At 72.0% G+C, this 22,126-nt stretch carries 17 protein-coding genes; 12 read left to right on the plus strand and 5 right to left on the minus strand.

Annotation, left to right across the window (positions count from 1 at the left end; all coding sequences use genetic code 11):
• Nucleotide 1 precedes the first annotated feature (1 nt).
• The 4 genes from PUR56_RS33435 to PUR56_RS33450 form a co-directional block, all read right to left on the minus strand.
• Nucleotides 2-1,153, minus strand: coding sequence for a hypothetical protein (locus PUR56_RS33435; RefSeq protein ID WP_329951686.1), 1,152 nt, complete (start codon nucleotides 1,151-1,153; stop codon nucleotides 2-4).
• A gap of 54 nt (nucleotides 1,154-1,207) precedes the next feature.
• Nucleotides 1,208-1,975, minus strand: coding sequence for an ABC transporter ATP-binding protein (locus PUR56_RS33440; protein ID WP_329882900.1), 768 nt, complete (start codon nucleotides 1,973-1,975; stop codon nucleotides 1,208-1,210).
• A gap of 288 nt (nucleotides 1,976-2,263) precedes the next feature.
• Nucleotides 2,264-3,658, minus strand: a complete 1,395-nt coding sequence (locus PUR56_RS33445) for an aspartate aminotransferase family protein (protein ID WP_329882901.1) — start codon at nucleotides 3,656-3,658, stop codon at nucleotides 2,264-2,266.
• Entirely contained in the window at nucleotides 3,655-4,128 is a 474-nt protein-coding gene (locus tag PUR56_RS33450) for an Lrp/AsnC family transcriptional regulator (protein WP_030243538.1), read from the minus strand. Before PUR56_RS33450 ends, PUR56_RS33445 begins: the two co-directional genes overlap by 4 nt.
• 297 nt (nucleotides 4,129-4,425) lie before the next feature.
• On the opposite strand from PUR56_RS33450, the gene PUR56_RS33455 reads away from it, so the two are divergent.
• From PUR56_RS33455 to PUR56_RS33465, 3 genes are all read left to right on the plus strand, one after another.
• A complete protein-coding gene (locus PUR56_RS33455; protein WP_329951687.1) occupies nucleotides 4,426-5,871 on the plus strand; it encodes a gamma-aminobutyraldehyde dehydrogenase in 1,446 nt (481 codons plus the stop codon).
• A gap of 251 nt (nucleotides 5,872-6,122) precedes the next feature.
• The gene (locus tag PUR56_RS33460; protein ID WP_329951688.1) at nucleotides 6,123-7,481 is read left to right on the plus strand and encodes an aspartate aminotransferase family protein; all 1,359 of its coding nucleotides are present in this window, start codon (nucleotides 6,123-6,125) and stop codon (nucleotides 7,479-7,481) included.
• Nucleotides 7,482-7,611: 130 nt separating this feature from the next.
• The gene (locus PUR56_RS33465; protein ID WP_329882904.1) at nucleotides 7,612-8,796 is read left to right on the plus strand and encodes a polyamine ABC transporter substrate-binding protein; all 1,185 of its coding nucleotides are present in this window, start codon (nucleotides 7,612-7,614) and stop codon (nucleotides 8,794-8,796) included.
• Between the two features lie 197 nt (nucleotides 8,797-8,993).
• On the opposite strand, the gene PUR56_RS33470 is transcribed toward PUR56_RS33465, so the two are convergent.
• Nucleotides 8,994-10,643 (minus strand): PucR family transcriptional regulator, encoded by a 1,650-nt coding sequence (locus PUR56_RS33470; RefSeq protein WP_329951689.1) that lies wholly within the window; start codon nucleotides 10,641-10,643, stop codon nucleotides 8,994-8,996.
• A gap of 424 nt (nucleotides 10,644-11,067) precedes the next feature.
• On the opposite strand from PUR56_RS33470, the gene PUR56_RS33475 reads away from it, so the two are divergent.
• The 9 genes from PUR56_RS33475 to PUR56_RS33515 all read left to right on the plus strand — a co-directional run bounded on the left by PUR56_RS33475 (nucleotide 11,068) and on the right by PUR56_RS33515 (nucleotide 21,549).
• Nucleotides 11,068-12,582, plus strand: a complete 1,515-nt coding sequence (locus PUR56_RS33475; RefSeq protein WP_329951690.1) for a gamma-aminobutyraldehyde dehydrogenase — start codon at nucleotides 11,068-11,070, stop codon at nucleotides 12,580-12,582.
• Between the two features lie 43 nt (nucleotides 12,583-12,625).
• Nucleotides 12,626-13,879 carry a polyamine ABC transporter substrate-binding protein gene (locus tag PUR56_RS33480; protein ID WP_329951691.1) on the plus strand — a complete coding sequence of 418 codons (1,254 nt, stop codon included), beginning with the start codon at nucleotides 12,626-12,628 and terminating at the stop codon, nucleotides 13,877-13,879.
• Between the two features lie 30 nt (nucleotides 13,880-13,909).
• On the plus strand, nucleotides 13,910-15,049 hold the full coding sequence (locus PUR56_RS33485) for an ABC transporter ATP-binding protein (RefSeq protein WP_329951692.1): 1,140 nt from the start codon (nucleotides 13,910-13,912) through the stop codon (nucleotides 15,047-15,049).
• On the plus strand, nucleotides 15,046-15,990 hold the full coding sequence (locus tag PUR56_RS33490; protein WP_329951693.1) for an ABC transporter permease: 945 nt from the start codon (nucleotides 15,046-15,048) through the stop codon (nucleotides 15,988-15,990). Before PUR56_RS33485 ends, PUR56_RS33490 begins: the two co-directional genes overlap by 4 nt.
• A complete protein-coding gene (locus tag PUR56_RS33495; RefSeq protein WP_329951694.1) occupies nucleotides 15,990-16,793 on the plus strand; it encodes an ABC transporter permease in 804 nt (267 codons plus the stop codon). The genes PUR56_RS33490 and PUR56_RS33495 overlap by 1 nt, the downstream gene beginning before the upstream one ends.
• A gap of 45 nt (nucleotides 16,794-16,838) precedes the next feature.
• Entirely contained in the window at nucleotides 16,839-18,233 is a 1,395-nt protein-coding gene (locus PUR56_RS33500) for an NAD(P)/FAD-dependent oxidoreductase (protein WP_329951695.1), read from the plus strand.
• Between the two features lie 171 nt (nucleotides 18,234-18,404).
• Nucleotides 18,405-18,836: a hypothetical protein gene (locus PUR56_RS33505; RefSeq protein ID WP_329882912.1), complete on the plus strand. Its 432-nt coding sequence runs from the start codon at nucleotides 18,405-18,407 to the stop codon at nucleotides 18,834-18,836.
• 151 nt (nucleotides 18,837-18,987) lie between these two features.
• Nucleotides 18,988-19,749, plus strand: a complete 762-nt coding sequence (locus tag PUR56_RS33510) for a hypothetical protein (RefSeq protein WP_329951696.1) — start codon at nucleotides 18,988-18,990, stop codon at nucleotides 19,747-19,749.
• Between the two features lie 276 nt (nucleotides 19,750-20,025).
• Entirely contained in the window at nucleotides 20,026-21,549 is a 1,524-nt protein-coding gene (locus tag PUR56_RS33515; RefSeq protein ID WP_329951697.1) for a CoA-acylating methylmalonate-semialdehyde dehydrogenase, read from the plus strand.
• Nucleotides 21,550-22,126: the final 577 nt, after the last annotated feature.

Consider the following 22,126-nt stretch of genomic DNA (forward strand, 5'->3'; position numbering starts at 1 on the left):
GTCAGCGCAGGCCGGCCGCGGCCAGCGCCGCGGTGGCCCCGCCGGTGACCAGCAGGACCGTGCCGACCATCAGTGTCCGCAGCGCGACCGCGCCGAACAGTATCCGGGGTGCGACGCCTAGCCGCAGCAGGGTCTCGGCGACCCCCCGGCGGGCGGTGCGCAGTTCGGCCAGCCGGGCCGCCACCGCGGCGACTGCGCAGCCCAGGACGAGAGCCGCCTCGATCGCGGGCAGGACGTCCGCGCTGCCCGGCTCGCCGATCCAGTAGCGGACGGTGGTGAGCACCACCGCGAGCACCAGGGTGAGTACCGCGAGCGGCGGACCGAGCCGGCGGGCCTGCGCGGTCAGGCCGCGCCCGGCGAGCAGGCGCAGCGGGGTGGGCCGGCCGAGTGCGAGCAGCCGGCCGGCCCATCCGAGCAGCGGCCCCGTGAGGAGGGCGAGGCCCAGGGCACCGGCGATCCAGCCGCCGAGGGCCGCGGTGCTGGTGGTGCCGAGCCCGGCCGGCAGGTGGATCGGGCGGCCGTCGGCGGCGGCGCCGGGCCGGAGGGCGATCAGTTCCAGGGCGAGGCCGATCACGGCGAGGCCGACCGGCAGGGCGAGCCGCCAGGGGCCGAACCCGGTCGGCTCGGGCCCGGGGCGGCCGGGCAGGGTCTCGGCGTGCGAGACCGCGCCGGCCGCCGCGATCCCGGCGGTGAGCGGGACGAGGGCGAGCAGGGTCACCGGCGCGGCGGCCGGGAGCGGTACGCCCATGCCGAGTTCGTCGGCGAGTGCCGGACCGGCGATGTCGTTGCGCAGGACCAGGAAGACCAGCAGGGTCAGGACGGAGCCGGCGCCGCAGGCGAGCGCGACCTCGCCGGCGATCAGGGCCCGGATCCGGGCGGACCCGGCGCCGGCGGCGGTGAGGCCGGTGATCCGTTCGGGCCACCGGGCCGGGACGGCGCGGGCGGCGACGGCGGCGAACCAGCCGACGGCGGCCAGTGGCGGCAGGCACCAGAGCAGCCGGGGGAGGGCGCCGGTGCCGCCGAGCGGCTCGCTCATCGCGCGGCCGAGGGCGCGCAGGAGGAAGGCGGCGACGACCGCGCCGGCCAGGGCGGTCAGCAGCCAGCGGCCGAGGTCGAGGGCCCGGTAGCCCCGGGCCAGACGGAGATAGAACACGTCGACTCTTTCAGCGGCAGGCGGCAGGCGGCGGGCGGTGGGCGATAGGCGTCGTCAGCGGCCGGTGGCGGGGACGGCGGAGGGCCCGGCGGCTCCGGTGCCTCCGGCGGCGACGGGGCCGCCGCGGGTGACGGGCGCGGCAGGGGCGGACGGCCGGCCGTCGACGAGCGCGACGGAACGGTCCGCGTACCGGACGAGCTCGGGGTCGTGGGTGGCCAGCACGAGGGTGAGCTGGTGCGAGCGGGCCGCGCTGGTCAGTATCCGCATGACCTGTTCGGCGGTCTCGCGGTGCAGCGGGGCGGTCGGGTCGTCGGCGAAGACGACCGGCGGCAGCGGGGCGAGCGCGCGGGCGACGGCGACCCGCTGCCGCTGGCCCTGCACCAGTCGATCCGGCCGGACCTTGGCGAGCTCGCCGATGTCGAGGCGCTCCAGCCACTCGTCGGCGGCGGTGTAGGCGGCCTTGCCGCCGGCCCCGGCGAGCAGCAGCGGCAGGGCGACGTTCTCACGGGCGGTCAGTTCGGGCACCAGGTGCGGTTCGGAGCCGACGAAGCCGAAGCGGTCGCGGCGGAGCCGTTCCCGGCCGGCCCGGCTCAGGGTGTGCACGGGGGAGCTGTTGAACCAGACCTCGCCCTCGTCGACCGGGAGGAGCGCGGAGAGACAGCCGAGCAGAGTGCTCTTGCCGGAGCCGCGCGGACCGGTGACGGCGAGCACCTCGCCCTCCCGCACACCGATCGAGACGCCGCGCAGCGCGGGGGTGCCGTGATGGGACTTGACGATCCCCCGGGCCCACAGCACGTCGTTGTCAGGAGGGGACGCTGACATGAGGTTCCATCCTGGGTGGCCGCAGGGATATGACAGTCGTCAGATTAGAACGATCGGGCCTGGGCGCGGGTGCGGCACACTGGCCCATCAGGGGCAAATCACCCGGAATCAGGCGTGTTTGATCGAAGAACCGGTCGTGAAAACCGTCGGGGACGGTCCGGAGGAACGGCGGGCGGGGGAGCAGGCGGGCGGTGGCCCGCGACCGGGTGCCGGGGGAAACGCCGCAGGGCGGCCCCGCGGGAAGCGGGACCGCCCTGCGGCGGAGGGTGGGGAAGGAGGCTCGGACCGTCAGATCTTCGCCCACGCGTCGGTGAGGCTGGTCCGCAGGATCTGCTCGATCTCGTCGAAGGTCGACTGGTCGGAGATCAGCGGCGGGGCCAGCTGGACGACCGGGTCGCCACGGTCGTCGGCGCGGCAGTACAGGCCGTTGTCGAAGAGCGCCTTCGACAGGAAGCCGTAGAGGACGCGCTCGACCTCGTCGTCGTTGAACGACTCCTTGGTGGCCTTGTCCTTCACGAGCTCGATGCCGTAGAAGTACCCGTTGCCGCGGACGTCGCCGACGATCGGCAGGTCGCGCAGCTTGTTCAGGGTGCCGAGGAAGTTCGCCTCGTTGTCGAGGACGTGCTGGTTCAGGCCCTCGCGCTCGAAGATGTCGAGGTTGGCCAGCGCCACCGCGGAGGAGACCGGGTGGCCACCGAAGGTGTAGCCGTGCAGGAAGGTGTTGTCACCCTTGTAGAACGGCTCGGCGAGGCGGTCCGAGATGATCGTGGCGCCGATCGGGGAGTACCCCGAGGTCATGCCCTTGGCGCAGGTGATCATGTCGGGCTGGTAGCCGAACTTGTCGGCGCCGAACATGGTGCCGAGGCGGCCGAAGGCGCAGATGACCTCGTCCGAGACCAGCAGCACGTCGTGGCGGTCGCAGATCTCGCGCAGGCGCTGGAAGTACCCGGGCGGCGGCGGGAAGCAGCCGCCGGCGTTCTGCACCGGCTCGACGAAGACGGCGGCGACGGTGTCGGCGCCCTCGTTGAGGATCGCGACCTCGATCTCGTCGGCGCACCAGCGGCCGTACGCCTCGGGGTCGACCGTGCCGTCGGGGCCGGCCAGGAAGGCCGGGGCGCGGTAGATGTTGGTGTTCGGGGCCTTGTGGGTGCCCGGCACCAGCGGCTCGAACGGGGCCTTCAGGCCCGGCAGGCCGGTGATGGAGAGGGCGCCCTGCGGGGTGCCGTGGTAGGCGACGGCGCGCGAGATGACCTTGTACTTGGTCGGCTTGCCGGTCAGCTTGAAGTACTGCTTGGCAAGCTTCCAGGCGGTCTCGACGGCCTCGCCGCCACCGGTGGAGAAGAAGACCTTGTTGAGGTCGCCCGGGGCGTAGTTGGCCAGGCGCTCGGCCAGCTCGACGGCCTTCGGGTGGGCGTAGCTCCACACCGGGAAGAAGGCGAGCTCCTTGGCCTGCTTGGCGGCGGCCTCGGCGAGCTCCTCACGGCCGTGGCCGGCCTGGACGACGAACAGGCCGGCGAGGCCGTCGAGGTACTTGCGGCCCTTGTCGTCCCAGACGTAGGTGCCCTCGCCCTTGACGATCGTCGGCACGGGAGAGTTCTCGTACGACGACATGCGGGTGAAGTGCATCCACAGGTGGTCGTAGGCGGTCTTGGAAAGGTCCTTCTGCGCCGGGTCGGCTGTCATCGGGTGCCCCAGGTGTAGGTCTGTTTCCGGAGCTTCAGGTAAACGAAGCTCTCGGTGCTCCGCACGCCGGGAAGCGCGCGGATGCGCTTGTTGATCAGTTCGAGCAGGTGCTCGTCGTCCTCGCAGACCAGTTCGGCCAGGAGATCGAACGAGCCTGCGGTGCAGACGACGTAGTCGACCTCGTCGAGGGCGGCCAACGCGTCGGCGACGGGTTCGATGTCGCCTTCGACCCGGATCCCGACCATCGCCTGGCGGGTGAAGCCGACGGTGAGCGGGTCCGTGACGGCGACGATCTGCATCACGCCCTGGTCGAGCAGCTTCTGGACGCGCTGTCGTACGGCCGCCTCGGACAGGCCGACGGCCTTGCCGATGGCGGCGTACGGGCGGCGCCCGTCCTCCTGGAGCTGCTCGATGATCGCCTTGGAGGCGGCGTCGAGGGGAACGCTGGCGTTCCGGTCGCGGTTGGCCACGCCGCAACTGTGCCTGATCAGGATCGTGTTCGCAAGCTCGGGATCTGCTGATTTCGTCGTGATCTTGGAAATCGGATGCGGATTTCATCGCACCCACGTGACCGATCTGTCGATACCGGCAGTCGAACGGTTAACCTGGCCCGGTACCCGCGTGGCTCCGCAGGGCCGCGCGAACTACCCCATCAGTGGACCGTGCCGCCGCCGGCCCGGCCACTCGGCGCCCTTCGTCGGCCGGACCGGTCGACGTACCATGGCGCCGGATTCTGCAACGCCGCAGGCCGAGACCGAGGAGAGACCGTGAGCGACCTTCGCACGCTGCGCAACTACATCAACGGTGAGTTCGTCGACGCGGCGGACGGCCGCACGCTCGACATCGTCGACCCCACCACCGGCGAGGTCTACGCGACGTCCCCGCTGTCCGGTGCCTCCGACGTGGACTCCGCCATGGCCAGTGCCGCAGCCGCGTTCCCGCTCTGGCGCGACGCCACTCCGAGCACCCGGCAGAAGCTGCTGCTGAAGATCGCCGACGCGGTCGAGGCGCGTGCCGACGAGATCGTCGACGTCGAGTGTCGCAACACGGGCAAGCCGCGGTCGCTGACGCTCTCCGAGGAGATCGGCCCGATGGTCGACCAGATCCGGTTCTTCGCCGGTGCCGCCCGCCTGCTGGAGGGCAAGGCCGCCGGTGAGTACATGGACGGCATGACCTCGATCGTCCGCCGCGAGCCGGTCGGCGTCTGCGCCCAGGTGGCGCCGTGGAACTACCCGATGATGATGGCCGTCTGGAAGTTCGCCCCGGCCATCGCCGCCGGCAACACCGTGGTGCTGAAGCCCTCCGACACCACCCCCGCCTCCACGGTGCTGCTGGCCGAGATCATCGGCGGCGTCCTGAGGGACCTGGAGCTGCCGGCCGGCGTCTTCAACGTGATCTGCGGCGACCGGGAGACCGGCAAGGCCATGGTCGAGCACCCCACCCCGGCGATGGCCTCGATCACCGGCTCGGTGCGGGCCGGCATCTCGGTCGCCGAGTCCGCCTCCAAGGACGTCAAGCGCGTCCACCTGGAGCTGGGCGGCAAGGCCCCGGTCGTGGTCTTCGAGGACGCCGACATCGCCGAGGCGGTCGAGGGCATCTCCGTGGCGGGCTTCTTCAACGCCGGCCAGGACTGCACCGCCGCCACCCGCGTGCTGGTGCACGAGTCGATCCACGACGCGTTCGTCGAGGCGCTGGCCAAGGCCGCGGCCGAGACCAAGACCGGCGGCGTGGACGACGAGGACGTGCTCTACGGCCCGCTGAACAACGCCAACCAGCTGACGCAGGTCACCGGCTTCATCGAGCGCCTGCCGAAGCACGCCAAGGTCGAGGCCGGTGGCCACCGGGTCGGCGACAAGGGCTACTTCTACGCCCCGACCGTCGTCTCCGGGCTGAACCAGGACGACGAGATCATCCAGAACGAGGTCTTCGGCCCGGTCATCACCGTGCAGCGGTTCTCCGACGAGGACCAGGCCGTCGACTACGCCAACGGCGTCGAGTACGCGCTGGCCTCCTCGGTCTGGACCAAGGACCACGCCCGCGCGATGCGGATGTCCCGCCGGCTGGACTTCGGCTGCGTCTGGATCAACACCCACATCCCGCTGGTCGCCGAGATGCCGCACGGTGGTTTCAAGAAGTCCGGCTACGGCAAGGACCTCTCCTCCTACGGCTTCGAGGACTACACCCGCGTGAAGCACGTCATGACCGCGATCTAGCGGGTCGTGACGGTCGGGTGCTGTATGACCGCGATCTAGCGGGTCGTGACGGTCGGGTGCTGTATGACCGCGATCCAGCGGGTCGTGACGGCCGGGCACAGGATGCCTGCGATCTGATGTTCGGGTGATCCGACGATGGGCCCGGGTCCTTGCGACCCGGGCCCTGTGTCTTTGCACCCTGTCGGCCGTTCGGGTGACCGCCTGACAGGATGCGCCTGCACTTCGGCGGCCGGACTCCCTAGCCTTGCCGCATGAGCATCCCCACCGCCGACCCAGCCGCCGGCCAGGCCGTCAAGGCCGCCGACCGCGCGCACGTCTTCCACTCGTGGTCCGCCCAGGCCCTGATCGACCCCCTCGCGGTGGCCGGCGCCGAGGGCTCGTACTTCTGGGACTACGACGGAAACCGCTACCTCGACTTCTCCTCGCAGCTGGTGAACACCAACATCGGTCACCAGCACCCGAAGGTGGTCGCGGCGATCCAGGAGCAGGCGGCGAAGCTCTGCACCATCGCTCCCGGCTTCGCGGTGGAGTCCCGCAGCGAGGCCGCCCGGCTGATCGCCGAGCGGACCCCGGGCGACCTCGACCGGATCTTCTTCACCAACGGCGGCGCCGAGGCCAACGAGAACGCCATCCGGCTGGCCCGGCTGCACACCGGCCGTCAGAAGGTGCTCGCCACCTACCGCTCGTACCACGGCGCCACCGCCAACGCGATCGCCCTCACCGGCGACCCGCGCCGCTGGGCCAACGAGACCGGTGTCTCCGGCATCGTGCACTTCTGGGGGCCGTACGCCTACCGCTCCAACTTCCACGCCGAGAACGAGGCGCAGGAGTCCGAGCGCGCGCTGGCACACCTGGAGCAGGTGATCGCGTTCGAGGGCCCGGGCACCGTCGCGGCGATCATCCTGGAGACGGTGGTCGGCACCGCCGGCATCCTCGTCCCGCCGCCCGGCTACCTGGCCGGCGTCCGGGAGATCTGCGACCGCTACGGCATCGTCTTCATCCTGGACGAGGTGATGGCCGGCTTCGGCCGTACCGGTGCCTGGTTCGCCGCCGACCACTGGGACGTCACCCCGGACCTGCTCACCTTCGCCAAGGGCGTCAACTCGGGCTACGTCCCGCTCGGCGGCGTGGCGATCAGCGCGGAGATCGCCGCGACCTTCGCCGAGCGGCCGTTCCCCGGCGGGCTCACCTACTCCGGTCACCCGCTGGCCTGCGCCTCGGCGATCGCCACGATCAACGCGATGGCCGAGGAGGGCATCGTCGAGAACGCCCGGCACATCGGCGAGACCGTGATCGGCCCCGGCCTGCGCGAGCTGGCCGAGCGCCACCCCTCGATCGGCGAGGTGCGCGGGCTCGGCGTGTTCTGGGCCCTCGACCTGGTGAAGGACCGCGCCACCCGCGAGCCGCTGGTGCCGTACAACGCGGCCGGTGCGGCCAACGCGCCGATGGCCGAGCTGGCCGCCGCCTGCAAGCGGCGCGGGCTCTGGCCGTTCGTCAACATGAACCGCTTCCACGTCGTCCCCCCGTGCACGGTGACCGAGGAGGAGGCCAAGGCGGGTCTCGCGGTGCTCGACGAGGTGCTCTCGCTGACCGACGCGCACACCGTCTGACCCGCAGGGCGGCCGGCCGAGCCGCAGCCCGTTCGGCGGGGCGGCACCACGGCACACGGCAGCACCAGAACCGACCGGGCGGCCCCGGGTGCCCGCGCGCCCGGGGCCGCCCCACGCCCCGGAGGCCCCCATGTCCCCCACCACCCCGACCCGCCGTGCCCTGACCCGCCGCAGCGTGCTCGGCACCGCCGGGCTGCTCGGCGCCGGCACCCTCACGGGCTGCGGAATCCCGTCCGCGTACGTCGCCGAGGAACGCCGGTCCGCCCCCGACCGCTCCGGGGACGAGCCGCGGCTGGTCTTCTCCAACTGGACCCAGTACATCGACGCCGACGACGACGGCCGGCGCCCGACCCTGGACGCCTTCACCGAGCGGACCGGGATCGCCGTCACCTACACCGAGGACATCAACGACAACGACGAGTTCTTCGGCAAGATGGGCCCGGTGCTCACCCAGGGCACCGACCCCGGCCGGGACCTCATGGTGGTCAGCGACTGGATGGCCGGACGGTACGTCTCGCTCGGCTGGGTGCAGACCCTGGACCGGGCCAACCTGCCCCACGTCACCGCCCACCTGGATCCGCAGCTGGCGGCGCCGGCCTTCGACCCCGGACGGCGGCGGAGCGTGCCGTGGCAGTCCGGGATCACCGGCATCGCCTACAACCGCAAGGAACTCGGCCGCGAGTTGCGCTCCACCGCCGACCTCTGGGCGCCCGACCTCAAGGGCCGGGTCACCCTGTTCGCCGGACTGGACGAGGCGCTCGGCCTGCTGATGCTCGCCCACGGCGCCGACATCGCCGCGTTCACCGCGGACGACGCGCACCGGGCCATGGACCAGGTGCAGAAGATGGTCGACACCCGGCACGTCCGGCGTTTCACCGGCAACGACTACACCAGCGACCTGGCCTCCGGCGCCGCGCTGGCCTGCCAGGCGTACTCGGGGGACGCCGTCCAGCTCATGGCGGAGAACCCGGACCTCGACTTCGTGGTGCCGGAGGAGGGCGGCGAGCTCTGGGCGGAGAGCCTGCTGGTCCCCAACCGGGCCGGGCACAAGCGCAACGCGGAGCAGCTGATCGACCACTACTACCAGCCGGAGGTGGCCGCCGAGCTGGCCGCCGCCGTGCAGTACATCTGCCCGGTGCCCGCCGCCCGCGAGGTGCTCGCAGCCAGCGGGGAGAAGGAGAAGGCGGAGCTGGCCGAGCACCCGCTGGTCTTCCCGACCGAGGAGATGCGCGCGCGGCTGCACACCATGCGCGACGTCACCTCGGCGGAGCGGCCCGTCCTCCACAAGGTCTGGGGCCGGATCACCGGCGTCTGACACTGTGACACCCGGCGCCCTGACACCCTGACACCCGGCGACCCACCGCCCCGGCGACCCACCGCCCCGGCGACCCACCGACCCGGCGACCCACCGCCCCGGCGACCCACCGACCCGGCGACCCACCGACCCGGCGACCCACCGACCCGGCGCCGAGGCGGGCCGTACGGGGCGGCCCGCCTCGCGGCGGGTCACGCTCAGCGCCGGACGGCGTCCAGCGCGAGCAGGGCGACGTGCAGCGACAGGCAGGACTCCACCTGGTCGAGGTCGACCCCCAGGATCCGTTCGACCTTGTGCAGCCGGTCGTAGAAGGACGGCCGGGACAGGTGCGCGGCGTCGGCCGCCGCCGACTTGTTCCGGCCCTGCTCCAGATAGATCCGCAGCATCCGGACCAACTGGCCGTTGTGCTCCGCGTCGTAGGCGAGCAGCGGGCCCAGCTCGCGTTCCACGTAGGTCTGCAGCCGGGCGTCGTCGCGCAGCAGGTGCAGCAGGCCGCGCAGCCGGACGTCGGGCAGCCGGTAGTACGCCGCCGCCCGGCCGCCGGGCGCGTCGTGCAGGGCGGCGTCGGCGACCTGGGTGGCTTCCAGCAGGGTTCGCCGGGCGTCGCGGACCGAGCCGACCGAGGAGCCGACCGCGACGACGGGGGACGGCGCGGCCGCGTCGCGTGCGGCCTCGGCGGCCAGCCTTCGCAGCGCCGCCGCGAAGGCGTCCAGCGAGGCGTGTTCCTCCTGCTGGGGGCCGAGGGCGATCAGGACGCCGACGCCCTCGTCGTCCAGCGCGCCGACCAGGGCGGAGAGCCGGCAGGCGCGGACCGCGCTCGCCGCCAGCTCGGTGAAGTCGCGCAGCCGGGCCTGTGCCTCCAGCGCGGCGGGGATCGGGCCGCGGCGCTGCCGCAGCACCACGCCGACCAGTCGGCGGCTCTCCAGCGGGACGCCGAGCGCCTGGGCGCGCAGTGCCACCTCGGAGACGGTGAGGGCGTGGGTGAGGATGCCGGAGAGCAGGGTGCGGTGGGTCTGCCGCTCCAGGCTCTCCCGGTCGCGGACCACCAGCCGGTTGAGGGCCAGGGCCGAGGCGCCGCGCTCCAGCAGCATGGTGTTCGGGTGCGGGCCGTCGTCGGACAGCGGGCCGGGGTCCTGGACCAGGACCAGCCGCCCCCAGTCCTGGCCGCGGGCGCCGACCGTGGTGACCAGCCAGCCGCTGCGCGGGTCGTGGCCGGTGCGGCCGGGCGGGCGGACCCCGCGCGAGCGGCGTTCCCAGTCCTCCAGCAGGTCGGCCTCGGGCCGGCCGGCGGGGTCGTGGGTCAGCACCTGGTGGGCGAGGTTCTCCAGGACGACCGGGGCACCCGCTATCCGGGCGACCTGGCGGACCACCTCGACCGGTTCGGCGCCCTCCACGACGAGCTCGTTGAAGACCTGGTGGATCGCCTCCGAGGTGCGCAGCTGCTCCAGCTGGGCGTTGACCACCAGGGCGTGCACCGCTTCGGTGACGGCGACGAAGCGCAGCTCGCGGCGGAGCGCGATCAGGGGCAGGCCCCGCTGTTCGGCGGCGTGCACCAGGGCCCGCGGCAGGGTGTCGAAGTAGCGCCGGCCGAACTCGATGACCAGCCCGGCGACGCCGACGTCGGCGAGGTCGCGGACGTAGCGGGCGAGTCCCTCGCGGTCCTCGGGGAGGGCGATGCCGGTGCTGAGGACCAGCTCGCCGCCCTGGAGCACGCCGGCGACGTCGGGCAGCTCGCTGACGTGCACCCAGCGGACCGGGCGTTCCAGATGGGCGGCGCCGGCGACCACCTGGGGCAGGCCGCGCCGCATCACCTCCAGGTCCAGGACATGGGCGACGGTGGGGAGCATCGCTGCCTCCAGGGTTCAGAGTGTCAGGTAAATCATCCATCCCGGCGACGACCTGTCACCCCGACCGAACCTTTGCACCCTGTAAGGCCCTGAGCTTCGAGGTTGGCGGAGTGACCCTTGTCACGCCCCTGCGGCATTGGGCATGGTCAGCGGGTCGGCTGTGGCGAAACACGGGCAGCACCCCCGGAATCCGTGGCGTAACCAGAAAGCAACAGCGGAATCCCTTGCCGGACCCCCATCGGTCTTGCCAGGATCGCGGATCCCGGCGACCTGTCGGAACGGATTCCCCTGGACCGCGGGCGCGGCGACTCGACCAGTCCGACCACGCCGAACGGGCCCCTCGTCCACCGGCGCGTGCGGCCCCGCAGGGATGATCAAGGACGCCGTACGGGCGGTCGAACCACCGGGAACTTGGAGGAACCAGATGGACCTGACCGATTTCGGCGCGGGCGCGCAGTACATCGCGGGCCGGTCGGACCGGGGGAGGGGCGAGCCCTTCCAGGTCGTCAACCCCGCCGACGGCAGCGTGGTCGAGCAGGTCACCCTCGCCTCCACCGGGCAGGTCGACGAGGCCGTCGCCGCCGCCCGGGCCGCGCTGCCGGAGTGGGCGGGTGCCACCCCCGGCGCACGCTCCGAGGCACTCACCCGGCTGGCCGCCGTCCTCACCGGCGCCGCCGACGACCTGGCCCGGGTGGAGACCGCGCAGACCGGCAAGCCGATCAAGCTCTCCACCGAGTTCGACGTCCCCGGGACGATCGACAACACCGCCTTCTTCGCCGGCGCCGCCCGCAACCTGGAGGGCCGGGCGGCCGGCGAGTACTCCGGTGACCACACCTCGTACGTGCGGCGCGAGCCGATCGGCGTGATCGGCTCGATCTCGCCGTGGAACTACCCGCTGCAGATGGCCGCCTGGAAGGTCCTCCCGGCGATCGCGGCGGGCAACACCGTCGTCCTGAAGCCGGCCGAGCTGACCCCGCTGACCTCGCTGATGTTCGCCCGGGCCTGCACCCTGGCCGGCATCCCGGACGGCGTGGTCAACGTGGTCACCGGCGCCGGGCGGACCGCCGGGGAGCACCTGGTCGCCCACCCGGACGTCGCGATGGTCTCCTTCACGGGCTCCACCCCGGTGGGCCGCCGGGTCGCCGAGCTGGCCGCCGCGACCGTCAAGCGGACCCACCTGGAGCTCGGCGGCAAGGCCCCCTTCGTGGTCTTCGACGACGCCGACCTGGACGCCGCCGTGCACGGCGCGGTCGCCGCCTCGCTGATCAACAGCGGCCAGGACTGCACCGCCGCCACCCGCGCCTACGTCCAGCGGCCGCTCTACGACGCCTTCGTGACCGGCGTCGCGGAGCTGTACCGGGCCGTCCGGGTGGGCGACCCGCTGAACCCGCGGACCGACCTCGGCCCGCTGGTCTCCCACACCCACCGGGACCGGGTGGCCGGCTTCGTCGAGCGCGCCCGTGCGGCCGGCGCCACCGTGGTCACCGGCGGCGCGACCGGCACCGAGGGCCACGACGGCACCGACCTCACCCCCGGCGCCTACTACCTGCCGACCCTGATCACCGGTGCCGCGCAGGACAGCGAGGTCGTCCAGGGCGAGATCTTCGGCCCGGTGCTGGTGGTGCTGCCCTTCGACACCGACGACGAGGGCCTGCGGCTGGCCAACGACACCCCCTTCGGCCTGGCCGCCTCCGCCTGGACCGGCAACGTCCACCGCTCGCTGCGCGCCACCCGCGAGCTCGCGGCCGGCTGCGTCTGGGTGAACGACCACATCCCGATCATCAGCGAGATGCCGCACGGGGGCTACAAGTCCTCGGGCTACGGCAAGGACATGTCCCAGTACTCGATGGACGAGTACACCCAGGTCAAGCACGTCATGTTCGACACCACCGCTGTGGCGCGCAAGGACTGGCACCGCACCGTCTTCGGAGACAGATAACCCCCGGGGGACCCCCACCCCCCTGCCCCAGGAGGCCCGTTCCATGGCGTTCAACGAGCTCACCGACGGTCTGCCCGATCCGGTCCGCAAGGCCTGGGAACGCAGCCTCACCAGCGGCCGGGCCGCGGTCGGCCGCCGCACCGTACTGCGGGCCGCCGCCCTGGCCGCCGGCGCCGGGACCCTGGCCGCCTGCGGTATCCCGCCGGCCAGGACCGCCGGCACCGGTGACTCCACCGCCAACGCCGCCGAGGACCTCTCGGAAGGCGAGAAGGAGGTCAACTTCTCCAACTGGCCGCTCTACGTCGACGCCGACGAGAACGACAAGGAGAAGCACGGCACCCTGGAGGCCTTCACCGCCGCCACCGGCATCAAGGTCAGGTACACCGAGGACGTCAACGACAACGTCGAGTTCTTCGGCAAGGTCAAACCGCAGCTCGCGGCCGGCCAGGACACCGGCCGCGACCTGGTGGTGCTCACCGACTGGATGGCCGCCCGGCTGATCCGCCTCGGCTGGGCGCAGAAGCTCAACCCGGCCAACGTCACCACCGCCATCACCACCGTCGAGTCCCGCTTCCGCGCCCCCGACTGGGACCCGGGCCGGCTCTACTCGTACCCCTGGGCCGGCATCCAGACGGTCATCGCCTACAACCGGAAGGCCACCAGGGGCAAGGAGGTCGGCAGCATCTCCCAACTGCTCGACGACCCCGACCTCAAGGGCCGGGTCACCTTCCTCTCCGAGATGCGCGACAGCGTGGGCATGACCCTGCTCGACCTGGGCAAGGACCCGGCGAAGTTCACCGCCGACGACTACGACGCCGCGATCGCCCGGCTGCAGAAGGCCGTCGACAGCAAGCAGATCCGCCGCTTCACCGGCAACGACTACGGCCAGGAGCTGTCCTCCGGCGACATCGCCGCCTGCGTCGCCTGGGGCGGCGACCTGATCCAGCTGCGCGCCGACAACCCGGACATCGAGTTCGTCATACCGGAGAAGGGCTTCGTCTCCTCGACCGACAACCTGCTGGTCCCGGCCAAGGCCCAGCACAAGACCAACGCCGAGAAGCTGATCGACTTCTACTACCAGCCGAAGATCGCGGCGCAGCTGGTCGCCGGCATCGGCTTCGTCTCCGCCGTCACCGGCATGAAGGACGAGCTCGCCGCACTCTCCCCCGACACCGCGGCCAACCCCCTGGTCGTCCCCACCCCCGAGATGGCGGCCAGGGCGCACGTCTTCCGGACCCTCACCGAGGCCGAGGAGAGCTCCTTCGAGGAGAAGTTCTCCAAGCTCATCGGCGCCTGACCCCCGACGGCCGCGACCAGAGAGACCCCCATGACAGACCAGCTGCGCACCCCGGCCGGCGGCGACGTCCGCCTCACCGGCATCGGCAAGACCTACGGCGCCTTCACCGCCGTCCAGCCGCTCGACCTGACCGTCCCGCAGGGCTCCTTCTTCGCCCTGCTCGGCGCCTCCGGCTGCGGCAAGACCACCACCCTGCGCATGATCGCCGGTCTGGAGGAGCCCACCTCCGGCACCGTCCTGATCGGCGGCCAGGACGTCACCGCGCTGCCCCCGTACAAGCGCCCGGTCAACACGGTCTTCCAGAGCTACGCGCTCTTCCCGCACCTCGACATCTTCGAGAACGTCGCCTTCGGCCTGCGCCGGCGCGGCAAGAAGGACGTCAGGAAGCAGGTCGAGGACATGCTCGAACTGGTCGAGCTCGGCGCGTACGCCCGGCGCAAGCCGCACCAGCTCTCCGGCGGCCAGCAGCAGCGCGTCGCCGTGGCCCGCGCCCTGATCAACCACCCGCAGGTGCTGCTCCTCGACGAGCCGCTCGGCGCCCTCGACCTCAAGCTCCGCCGCCAGATGCAGCTGGAGCTCAAGCGGATCCAGACCGAGGTCGGCATCACCTTCGTCCACGTCACCCACGACCAGGAGGAGGCCATGACCATGGCCGACACCATCGCGGTGATGAACGGCGGCCGGGTCGAACAGCTCGGCGCACCCGCCGAGCTCTACGAGAACCCCGCCACCACCTTCGTGGCCAACTTCCTCGGCCAGTCCAACCTGCTGCCCGCCGACGTCACCGGCAGCGCCGGCGAGGACCTGCTGCTCACCGCCGCCGGTACCCGGCTCACCGTGCCCCGGGCCCGTTGTGCCGCCGAGGCCAAGCGGGTCCACCTCGGGGTACGGCCGGAGAAGATCACCATCGAGCACGGTTCCGCCGAGGTCGCCGACGGGCGCAACCGCCTGGTCGGCACCGTCGTCGACTCCAGCTTCATCGGCGTCTCCACCCAGTACCTGGTGCGCACGGACGGCGGCCAGGAGGTCACCGTCTTCGAGCAGAACATGGAGCGCGACGCCCGGATCGTCCCCGGGGCCCCGGTCGTCCTGCACTGGAACCCGGCGCACTCCTTCGCCCTGGACGCCGCCCAGGCGATCGACGCGGGCACCGGGGAGGCGGCGGCATGACCACCACCATCCCGGCGGCCCCCGCGGAGGCCATACCCCCCGACGGCGCCCGCCCCCCTGGTCCCGGACCGCGCCCCCGGCGACGGCTCACCCCGTACTGGCTGCTGCTGCCCGGCACCGCCTGGCTGGTCGTCTTCTTCGCGGTGCCGATGGTGTACCAGGCGTCCACCTCGCTCCAGACCGGCTCGCTGGAGGACGGCTTCCGGGTCACCTGGCACGTCGCGACGTACTGGGACGCCCTGGTCGAGTACCGGTGGCACTTCGTCCGGTCGTTCGGCTACGCCGCCACCGCGACCGTGCTCTGCCTGGCCATCGGCTACCCGCTCGCCTACACCATCGCGTTCAAGGCGGGCCGGCGCTGGCGCAACGTCATCCTGATCCTGGTGATCGCGCCGTTCTTCACCAGCTTCCTGATCCGCACGCTGGCCTGGAAGACCATCCTCTCGGACAGCGGCCCGGTGGTCGGCGCGCTCGACGCGCTGCACGTCCTCGACGTCACCGGCGCGCTCGGCCTCACCTCCGGCGACCGGGTGCTCGCCACCCCGCTCGCCGTGGTCTGCGGCCTCACCTACAACTTCCTGCCGTTCATGATCCTGCCGCTGTACACCTCGCTGGAGCGGATCGACCCGCGCCTGCACGAGGCCGCCGGCGACCTCTACGCCCGCCCGTTCACGACCTTCCGCAAGGTGACCTTCCCGATCTCGCTGCCCGGCGTCGTCGCGGGCACCCTGCTCACCTTCATCCCGGCGTCCGGCGACTACATCAACGCGCAGCTGCTGGGCTCGCCGAGCGAGCAGATGGTCGGCAACGGCATCCAGAAGCAGTTCCTGAACGTGCTCGACTACCCCACGGCAGCCGCGTTGAGCTTCATCCTGATGGCCCTGATCCTGGGCGTGGTGACGGTCTACATGCGCAAGGCCGGGACGGAGGAACTGGTCTGATGTCCAGAGTGATCACATGGATCCGCCGCAACCTGGTGGTGCTCGCCGGCCTGCTGGCCCTCGCCTACCTGGTGCTCCCCAACCTGGTCGTGCTCGCGTTCTCGTTCAACAAGCCGGTCGGCAAGTTCAACTACGAGTGGAACGAGTTCTCCACCGACGCCTGGACCGACCCCTGCGGCGTGGCCGAGATGTGCGGTTCGCTGTCGCTCAGCCTCCAGGTCGCGGTGGCCGCCACCGTCGGCGCCACCGTGCTCGGCACCATGGTCGCCTTCGCACTGGCCCGCTACCGGTTCCGCGGCAAGGGCGCCACCAGCGCCATGATCTTCCTGCCGATGGCCATGCCGGAGGTGGTGATGGCCGCCTCGCTCGGCACGCTCTTCCTCAACATGCGCATCCCGTTCGGCTTCACCACCATCCTCATCGCGCACATCATGTTCTGCCTCAGCTTCGTGGTGACGGCGGTCAAGGCCCGTGTGATGAGCATGGACCCGCGGCTCGAACAGGCCGCCCAGGACCTCTACGCGACCCCCGTCCAGACCTTCCTGAGGGTCACCCTGCCGCTCGCCGCCCCCGGCATCGCGGCGGGCGCGCTGCTCAGCTTCGCGCTCTCCTTCGACGACTTCATCATCACCCAGTTCAACTCGGGACCGACCACGGTCACCTTCCCGATGTTCGTCTGGGGCGCCTCGCAGCGCGGCATCCCGGTCCAGGTGAACGTCATCGGCACCGCGATGTTCGCCGCCGCGGTCGTGCTCACGGTGGCCGGCCAGTGGCTCGGCAACCGTCGCAAGGCCGCCGCCTGACCAACCCTCCGTACCGTTCTACGTGCAGAAAGTGGCTGATAATGCATGGACTCCGCCCGCGCGCTCGCTGACGCCAGGCCCACCCCCTTCTGGCTGGAGGACCCCGGCCGCCCCCCGGCCCTGCCGGCCCTGGCCGGTCCCACCACCTGCGACCTCCTGGTCGTCGGCGGAGGCTACTCCGGCCTGTGGACGGCCCTGATCGCCAAGGAACGCGACCCCTCGCTGGACGTCGTCCTGGTCGAGGGGCAGGAGATCGGGTGGGCCGCGTCCGGGCGCAACGGCGGGTTCTGCGCCGCCAGCCTCACCCACGGCTTCGGCAACGGCCTGCAGCGCTGGCCCGCCGAACTCGGCCGGCTGGAACGCCTCGGCGCCGCCAACCTGGACGGCATCGAGGCGACCCTGGAGCGGTACGGCATCGACGCCGAGTGGGAGCGGACCGGCGAGATCGACATCGCCACCCAGCCCCACCAGCTCGACGAACTCCACGAGCTCGCCGAGGCCGTCGCCGAGTACGGCCTCGACCTCACCGTGCTCGACGCCGACGCGCTGCGGGCCGAGGTCGACTCGCCGACCTTCCTCGGCGGCGTCTGGGACCGGGACGGCGTGGCCATGGTCCATCCCGCCAAGCTGGCCTGGGGCCTCCGGGCCGCGTGCCTCGCCCAGGGGGTGCGGATCTTCGAGCACACCCCCGCGCTCGACCTGAACGACGACGGCGCCGGTATGAGCGTCCGGACCCCGCACGGCCGGGTGTTCGCGGGCAAGGTCGCCCTCGGCACCAACGCCTTCCCGTCCCTGCTCCGGCGCGTCCGTCCGTACATCGTCCCCGTGTACGACTACGCCCTGATGACCGAGCCGCTCACCGACGAGCAGCTCGCCGCCATCGGCTGGCGCGGCCGGCAGGGCCTCAGCGACAGCGCGAACAAGTTCCACTACTTCCGGCTCAGCGCCGACAACCGGATCCTCTGGGGCGGCTACGACGCCGTCTACCACTTCGGCGGACACCTGCGCCGGGAGTACGACCAGCGGCCGCAGACCTTCGACACCCTGGCGCAGAACTTCGCCCGCTGCTTCCCCCAGCTGGACGGCGTCCGCTTCACCAACGCCTGGGGCGGTGCCATCGACACCTGCAGCCGGTTCTCGGCGTTCTACGACACCGCCCACCGCGGCCGGGTCGCGTACGCCGCCGGGTACACCGGCCTCGGCGTCGGCGCCACCCGCTTCGGCGCCGAGGTGATGCTCGACCTGCTGTCGGGGGAGCGCACCGAACGCACCGACCTGGAGATGGTCCGCCGCAAGCCGCTGCCCTTCCCGCCCGAGCCGGTCCGCTGGGCGGGCATCGAGATCACCACGCGGTCGCTGGAGCGCGCCGACCGCCTCGGCGGCCGGCGCAACCTCTGGCTGCGCGCCCTCGACCGGATGGGGCTCGGCTTCGACAGCTGACCGGTAGCCGGTAGCCGACGGCTGCGGCCGTCGGGTCGCCCAGGTGTGACCCGGGCGACCCTTGGACCTGTGTAAGAGAGACCCGCCGTCCGCCTCTCGTTGGTGACGGCGGGTCTCACTGTCCCCCGCCGTGTCTCGGACAGCACCGACGCGAAGAAGCGGGGACCACACATGGAACACACCGGACTGCACTGGCTGGCCCAGGCGGCACCGGACCCGGAGGCCTTCCGGGAACAGTGGGAACGCACCGGCTTCGGCCTGATGCTGCTCCCCGCCGGGCGTCGCTGGGACCTTCTCTCGGTGCCCGGCCGGCTCGGCCGGCCCGCCGTGGACCTGCTCGGCGCCCGGTCCTGCGGACCGGTCCTGGCCGACTTCGGGGACGAGCACATCGGGTTCCTGGTCCCCGTCGGCACAGCCGCCCGGTGGGTCGGCACCGGCGTGCGCTGCGCGGGCGAGGGGACCTGGATCGTCGTGCCGCACCCCGGCCGGCGCAGCCGGGGCGTCCGCTGGCTGGTCCCGCCCGACGGCACCGGACGGCTCAACGACCCGGTCGTCCTGGAGCTCGTCCTCCACGAGGCCGCCGCGGGGCTGAGCGACGGGTGAACCGCCGGGCCGTCCCCGGGCCGTCTCCGGGCCGTCCCCGGCCGTCCCTGGCCGTCCCCCTGCCGGTCGGGCTCGGCGGCCCGGCAGCCACCCGCCCGGAACGGTGCGGGGGAGCGGCGCACGGGATGGCGCGGCGCGCCAGACTGGAGGGGTGACCACTGCCCCGGACGCCGTCGACCCGTCCCTCCGCCCGGACCCGGCCCAGCTGCGTCTCGCCGAACTGGCCAGGCCCGTCTGCGACCGGACCGGACTCGCCCTCGCCGGTGGGCACGCCCTGCGTGCCCACGGCGTTCCGGCCTGCCCCCAGGACGGGCTCACCCTGGTGGCCGACGGCACCACCGACCTGCCGCAGGCCGCCGCCGAGCTGGCCGCCACCTACCGGGCGGCCGGCGGCGGGGTCGCCGAGCGGCCGGGCACGCCGCGCATGGAACAGCTCTCCGTCCGGCTCACCCTCGGTGGGAGGTCGCACGCCGTCGAACTGCGGAAGGAACCGCTCGGCCACCGGCCGGTCCGGGTCGGCCTGGGCGGGCCCGAGGCCCCGCTGGCGGTGACGGCCGTCGCGCTGGAGGACGCTGCGGCGCTCACCACGGCGCTGCTCGCCGACCGGGCCCTGCCCCGTGACCTCATCGACGTGCACGCGCTGACCGCCTGGTACCGGGAGGGCGAGCTCCTCGCGCTGGCCACCGCGCTCGATGCCGACTTCCAGCCCGCGGTGCTCGCCGACCGGCTGGAGACCCTGGCCGAGGCCGCCGACGGCCGGTTCCGGGCCCGGGGCTGTCCCGCGGAGGAGGTCGACGCGCTGAAGCGGTGGGCGCTCGCGTGGGCACAGGACCTGAGGCTCGACCTGCTGGAGACCCAGGAGGCGGCCGACGGCCTGCACGACCCGTACCTGGAGGACGAGGAGGAGGCGTGACCTCTCCCGCCCTGCGCCCTCCGTCGTCCGCCCCGCGCCCCCTCCTCCCGGCCCTCGGGAGCCACTCCGGCCTGCTCTCCGGGCGCCCGCCCGACGACCTGTAAGGCTGAACCGTCGATACCCGTCAGCCTGTTCGTTGAGCCCGTCGGCGAGGGCGACCAGACTGGGTGCCGAGCGCGGTAGCCCCGTGACCCCGTCGCCCGGCCACCGCGCGGGCGGCGTCACACAAGGGACCGGTGGCTTGATGCCGCCCGGGACTTCGGAGGCAGACGGACCTTGAGCAAGCACATCACCCACTGGATCGGCGGCCGGCCGGTCGCCACCGCCGGTGCCGCGCCCCGTCGCGGTGACATCTTCGACCCGGCCACCGGCCAGGTCACGGGCCACGTCGACTTCGCGGAGACCGCCGAGGTCGACCAGGCGGTGGCCGCCGCCGCCTCGGCGTTCACCGAGTGGCGCACCGCGTCGATCGCCAAGCGCACCTCCGTGCTCTTCGCCTTCCGCGAGCTGCTCAACGCCCGCCGGGACGAGCTGGCGTCGATCATCGTCGCCGAGCACGGCAAGGTGCACTCCGACGCGCTCGGCGAGATCGCCCGCGGTCTGGACGTCGTCGAGTACGCCTGCGGCATCCCGCAGCTGCTCAAGGGCGGCTTCACCGAGCAGGCCTCCACCGGTATCGACGTCTACTCGATCCGCCAGCCCCTCGGCCCCGTCGCGATCATCTCGCCGTTCAACTTCCCGGCCATGGTGCCGATGTGGTTCTTCCCGATCGCGGTGGCCGCGGGTAACACCGTCGTCCTCAAGCCCTCCGAGAGGGACCCGTCCGCCGCCAACTTCCTGGCCGGGCTGTGGAAGGAGGCCGGCCTGCCGGACGGCGTCTTCAACGTCGTGCACGGTGACAAGGTGGCCGTCGACCGCCTGCTGGAGCACCCGGACATCAAGTCGGTCAGCTTCGTGGGCTCCACCCCCATCGCCCGGTACGTGTACGAGACCGGCACCCGCTACGGCAAGCGCGTCCAGGCGCTCGGCGGCGCCAAGAACCACATGCTGGTCCTGCCCGACGCCGACCTCGACCTGAGCGCCGACGCCGCCGTCAACGCCGGCTTCGGTGCGGCCGGCGAGCGCTGCATGGCGGTCTCCGTCCTGGTCGCGGTCGACCCGGTCGGCGACGAGCTGGTCGAGAAGATCAAGCAGCGGATCGCCACCCTCACGGTCGGCCCGGGCTGCAACGGCGAGTCCGAGATGGGCCCGCTGGTCACCGGCCAGCACCGGGACAAGGTCACGTCCTACGTCGAGTCCGGTCTCGCGGACGGCGCCGAGCTCGCGGTCGACGGCCGCAAGCACCCGGTCACGGTCGAGGACCTTCACGGCACGCCCACGGCGGACGGCTTCTGGCTGGGCCCGACGCTGTTCGACCACGTGAAGCCCGGCATGTCCGTCTACAGCGACGAGATCTTCGGCCCGGTGCTCTCGGTGGTGCGGGTCGCCTCCTACGAGGAGGGTCTGGCGCTCATCAACGACAACCCCTACGGCAACGGCACCGCCATCTTCACCAACGACGGTGGCGCCGCCCGGCGCTTCCAGTACGAGGTGGAGGTCGGCATGGTCGGTATCAATGTGCCGATCCCGGTCCCGGTCGCCTACTACTCCTTCGGCGGCTGGAAGGCCTCGCTGTTCGGTGACGCCCACGCCTACGGCGCGGACGGCGTTCACTTCTTCACCCGCGGCAAGGCCGTCACCCAGCGCTGGCTCGACCCCTCGCACGGCGGCATCAACCTCGGCTTCCCGACCAACAGCTGAGCCTCCCGACGGCGGGTTCCCCCGTCCGTCGCCGGGCCCCGCAGGCCGGTCCGCTCCCCGGCGGACCGGCCTGCGGGCTTTCCGCGGCCGGCGCCGCCCGGGAGGGTTTGCACCTCCACCCCATCGGGCGTAGTGTTCTCTAGTCGCTCGGCAGGGAGCACCGGACACGCATCAGCGCGGACGGTCCCGGGGCGGCCAATCCTCTGAAACACCACTTCCCGTGCGGATCGTGTCGCGTCATGCCTTTCGGCTTTCACTGCGCAGGTCTTATTCGGTGTGCTCATTTCAGGGGATTGCGGCCGGATTCGCTTTTCGGAGCGGGGGTCGGCTAGAGTTTGAAACGTCGGACGGGGCGTCAAGCCGCAGAAGACGCCAGCGAGTTGGACGAAGGAAGCGCCGGAAGCGGAGCGGAAAGCGTCTGATAAGCTCAAAGTACGAAAGCGAGTCAGGTGAGTGAAACTCCGGAAAACGGAGCGGAAAACGTCTGGTAAGCTGGAAACACGAAAGAACGAAGCGCCCGGAGGGCCGGTGTGAAAGCCGCCTGAAGGAAGTGTCCGTTCCTTGAGAACTCAACAGC

It is taken from the genome of Streptomyces sp. BE303 (assembly GCF_036290945.1).
Classification (GTDB): domain Bacteria; phylum Actinomycetota; class Actinomycetes; order Streptomycetales; family Streptomycetaceae; genus Kitasatospora.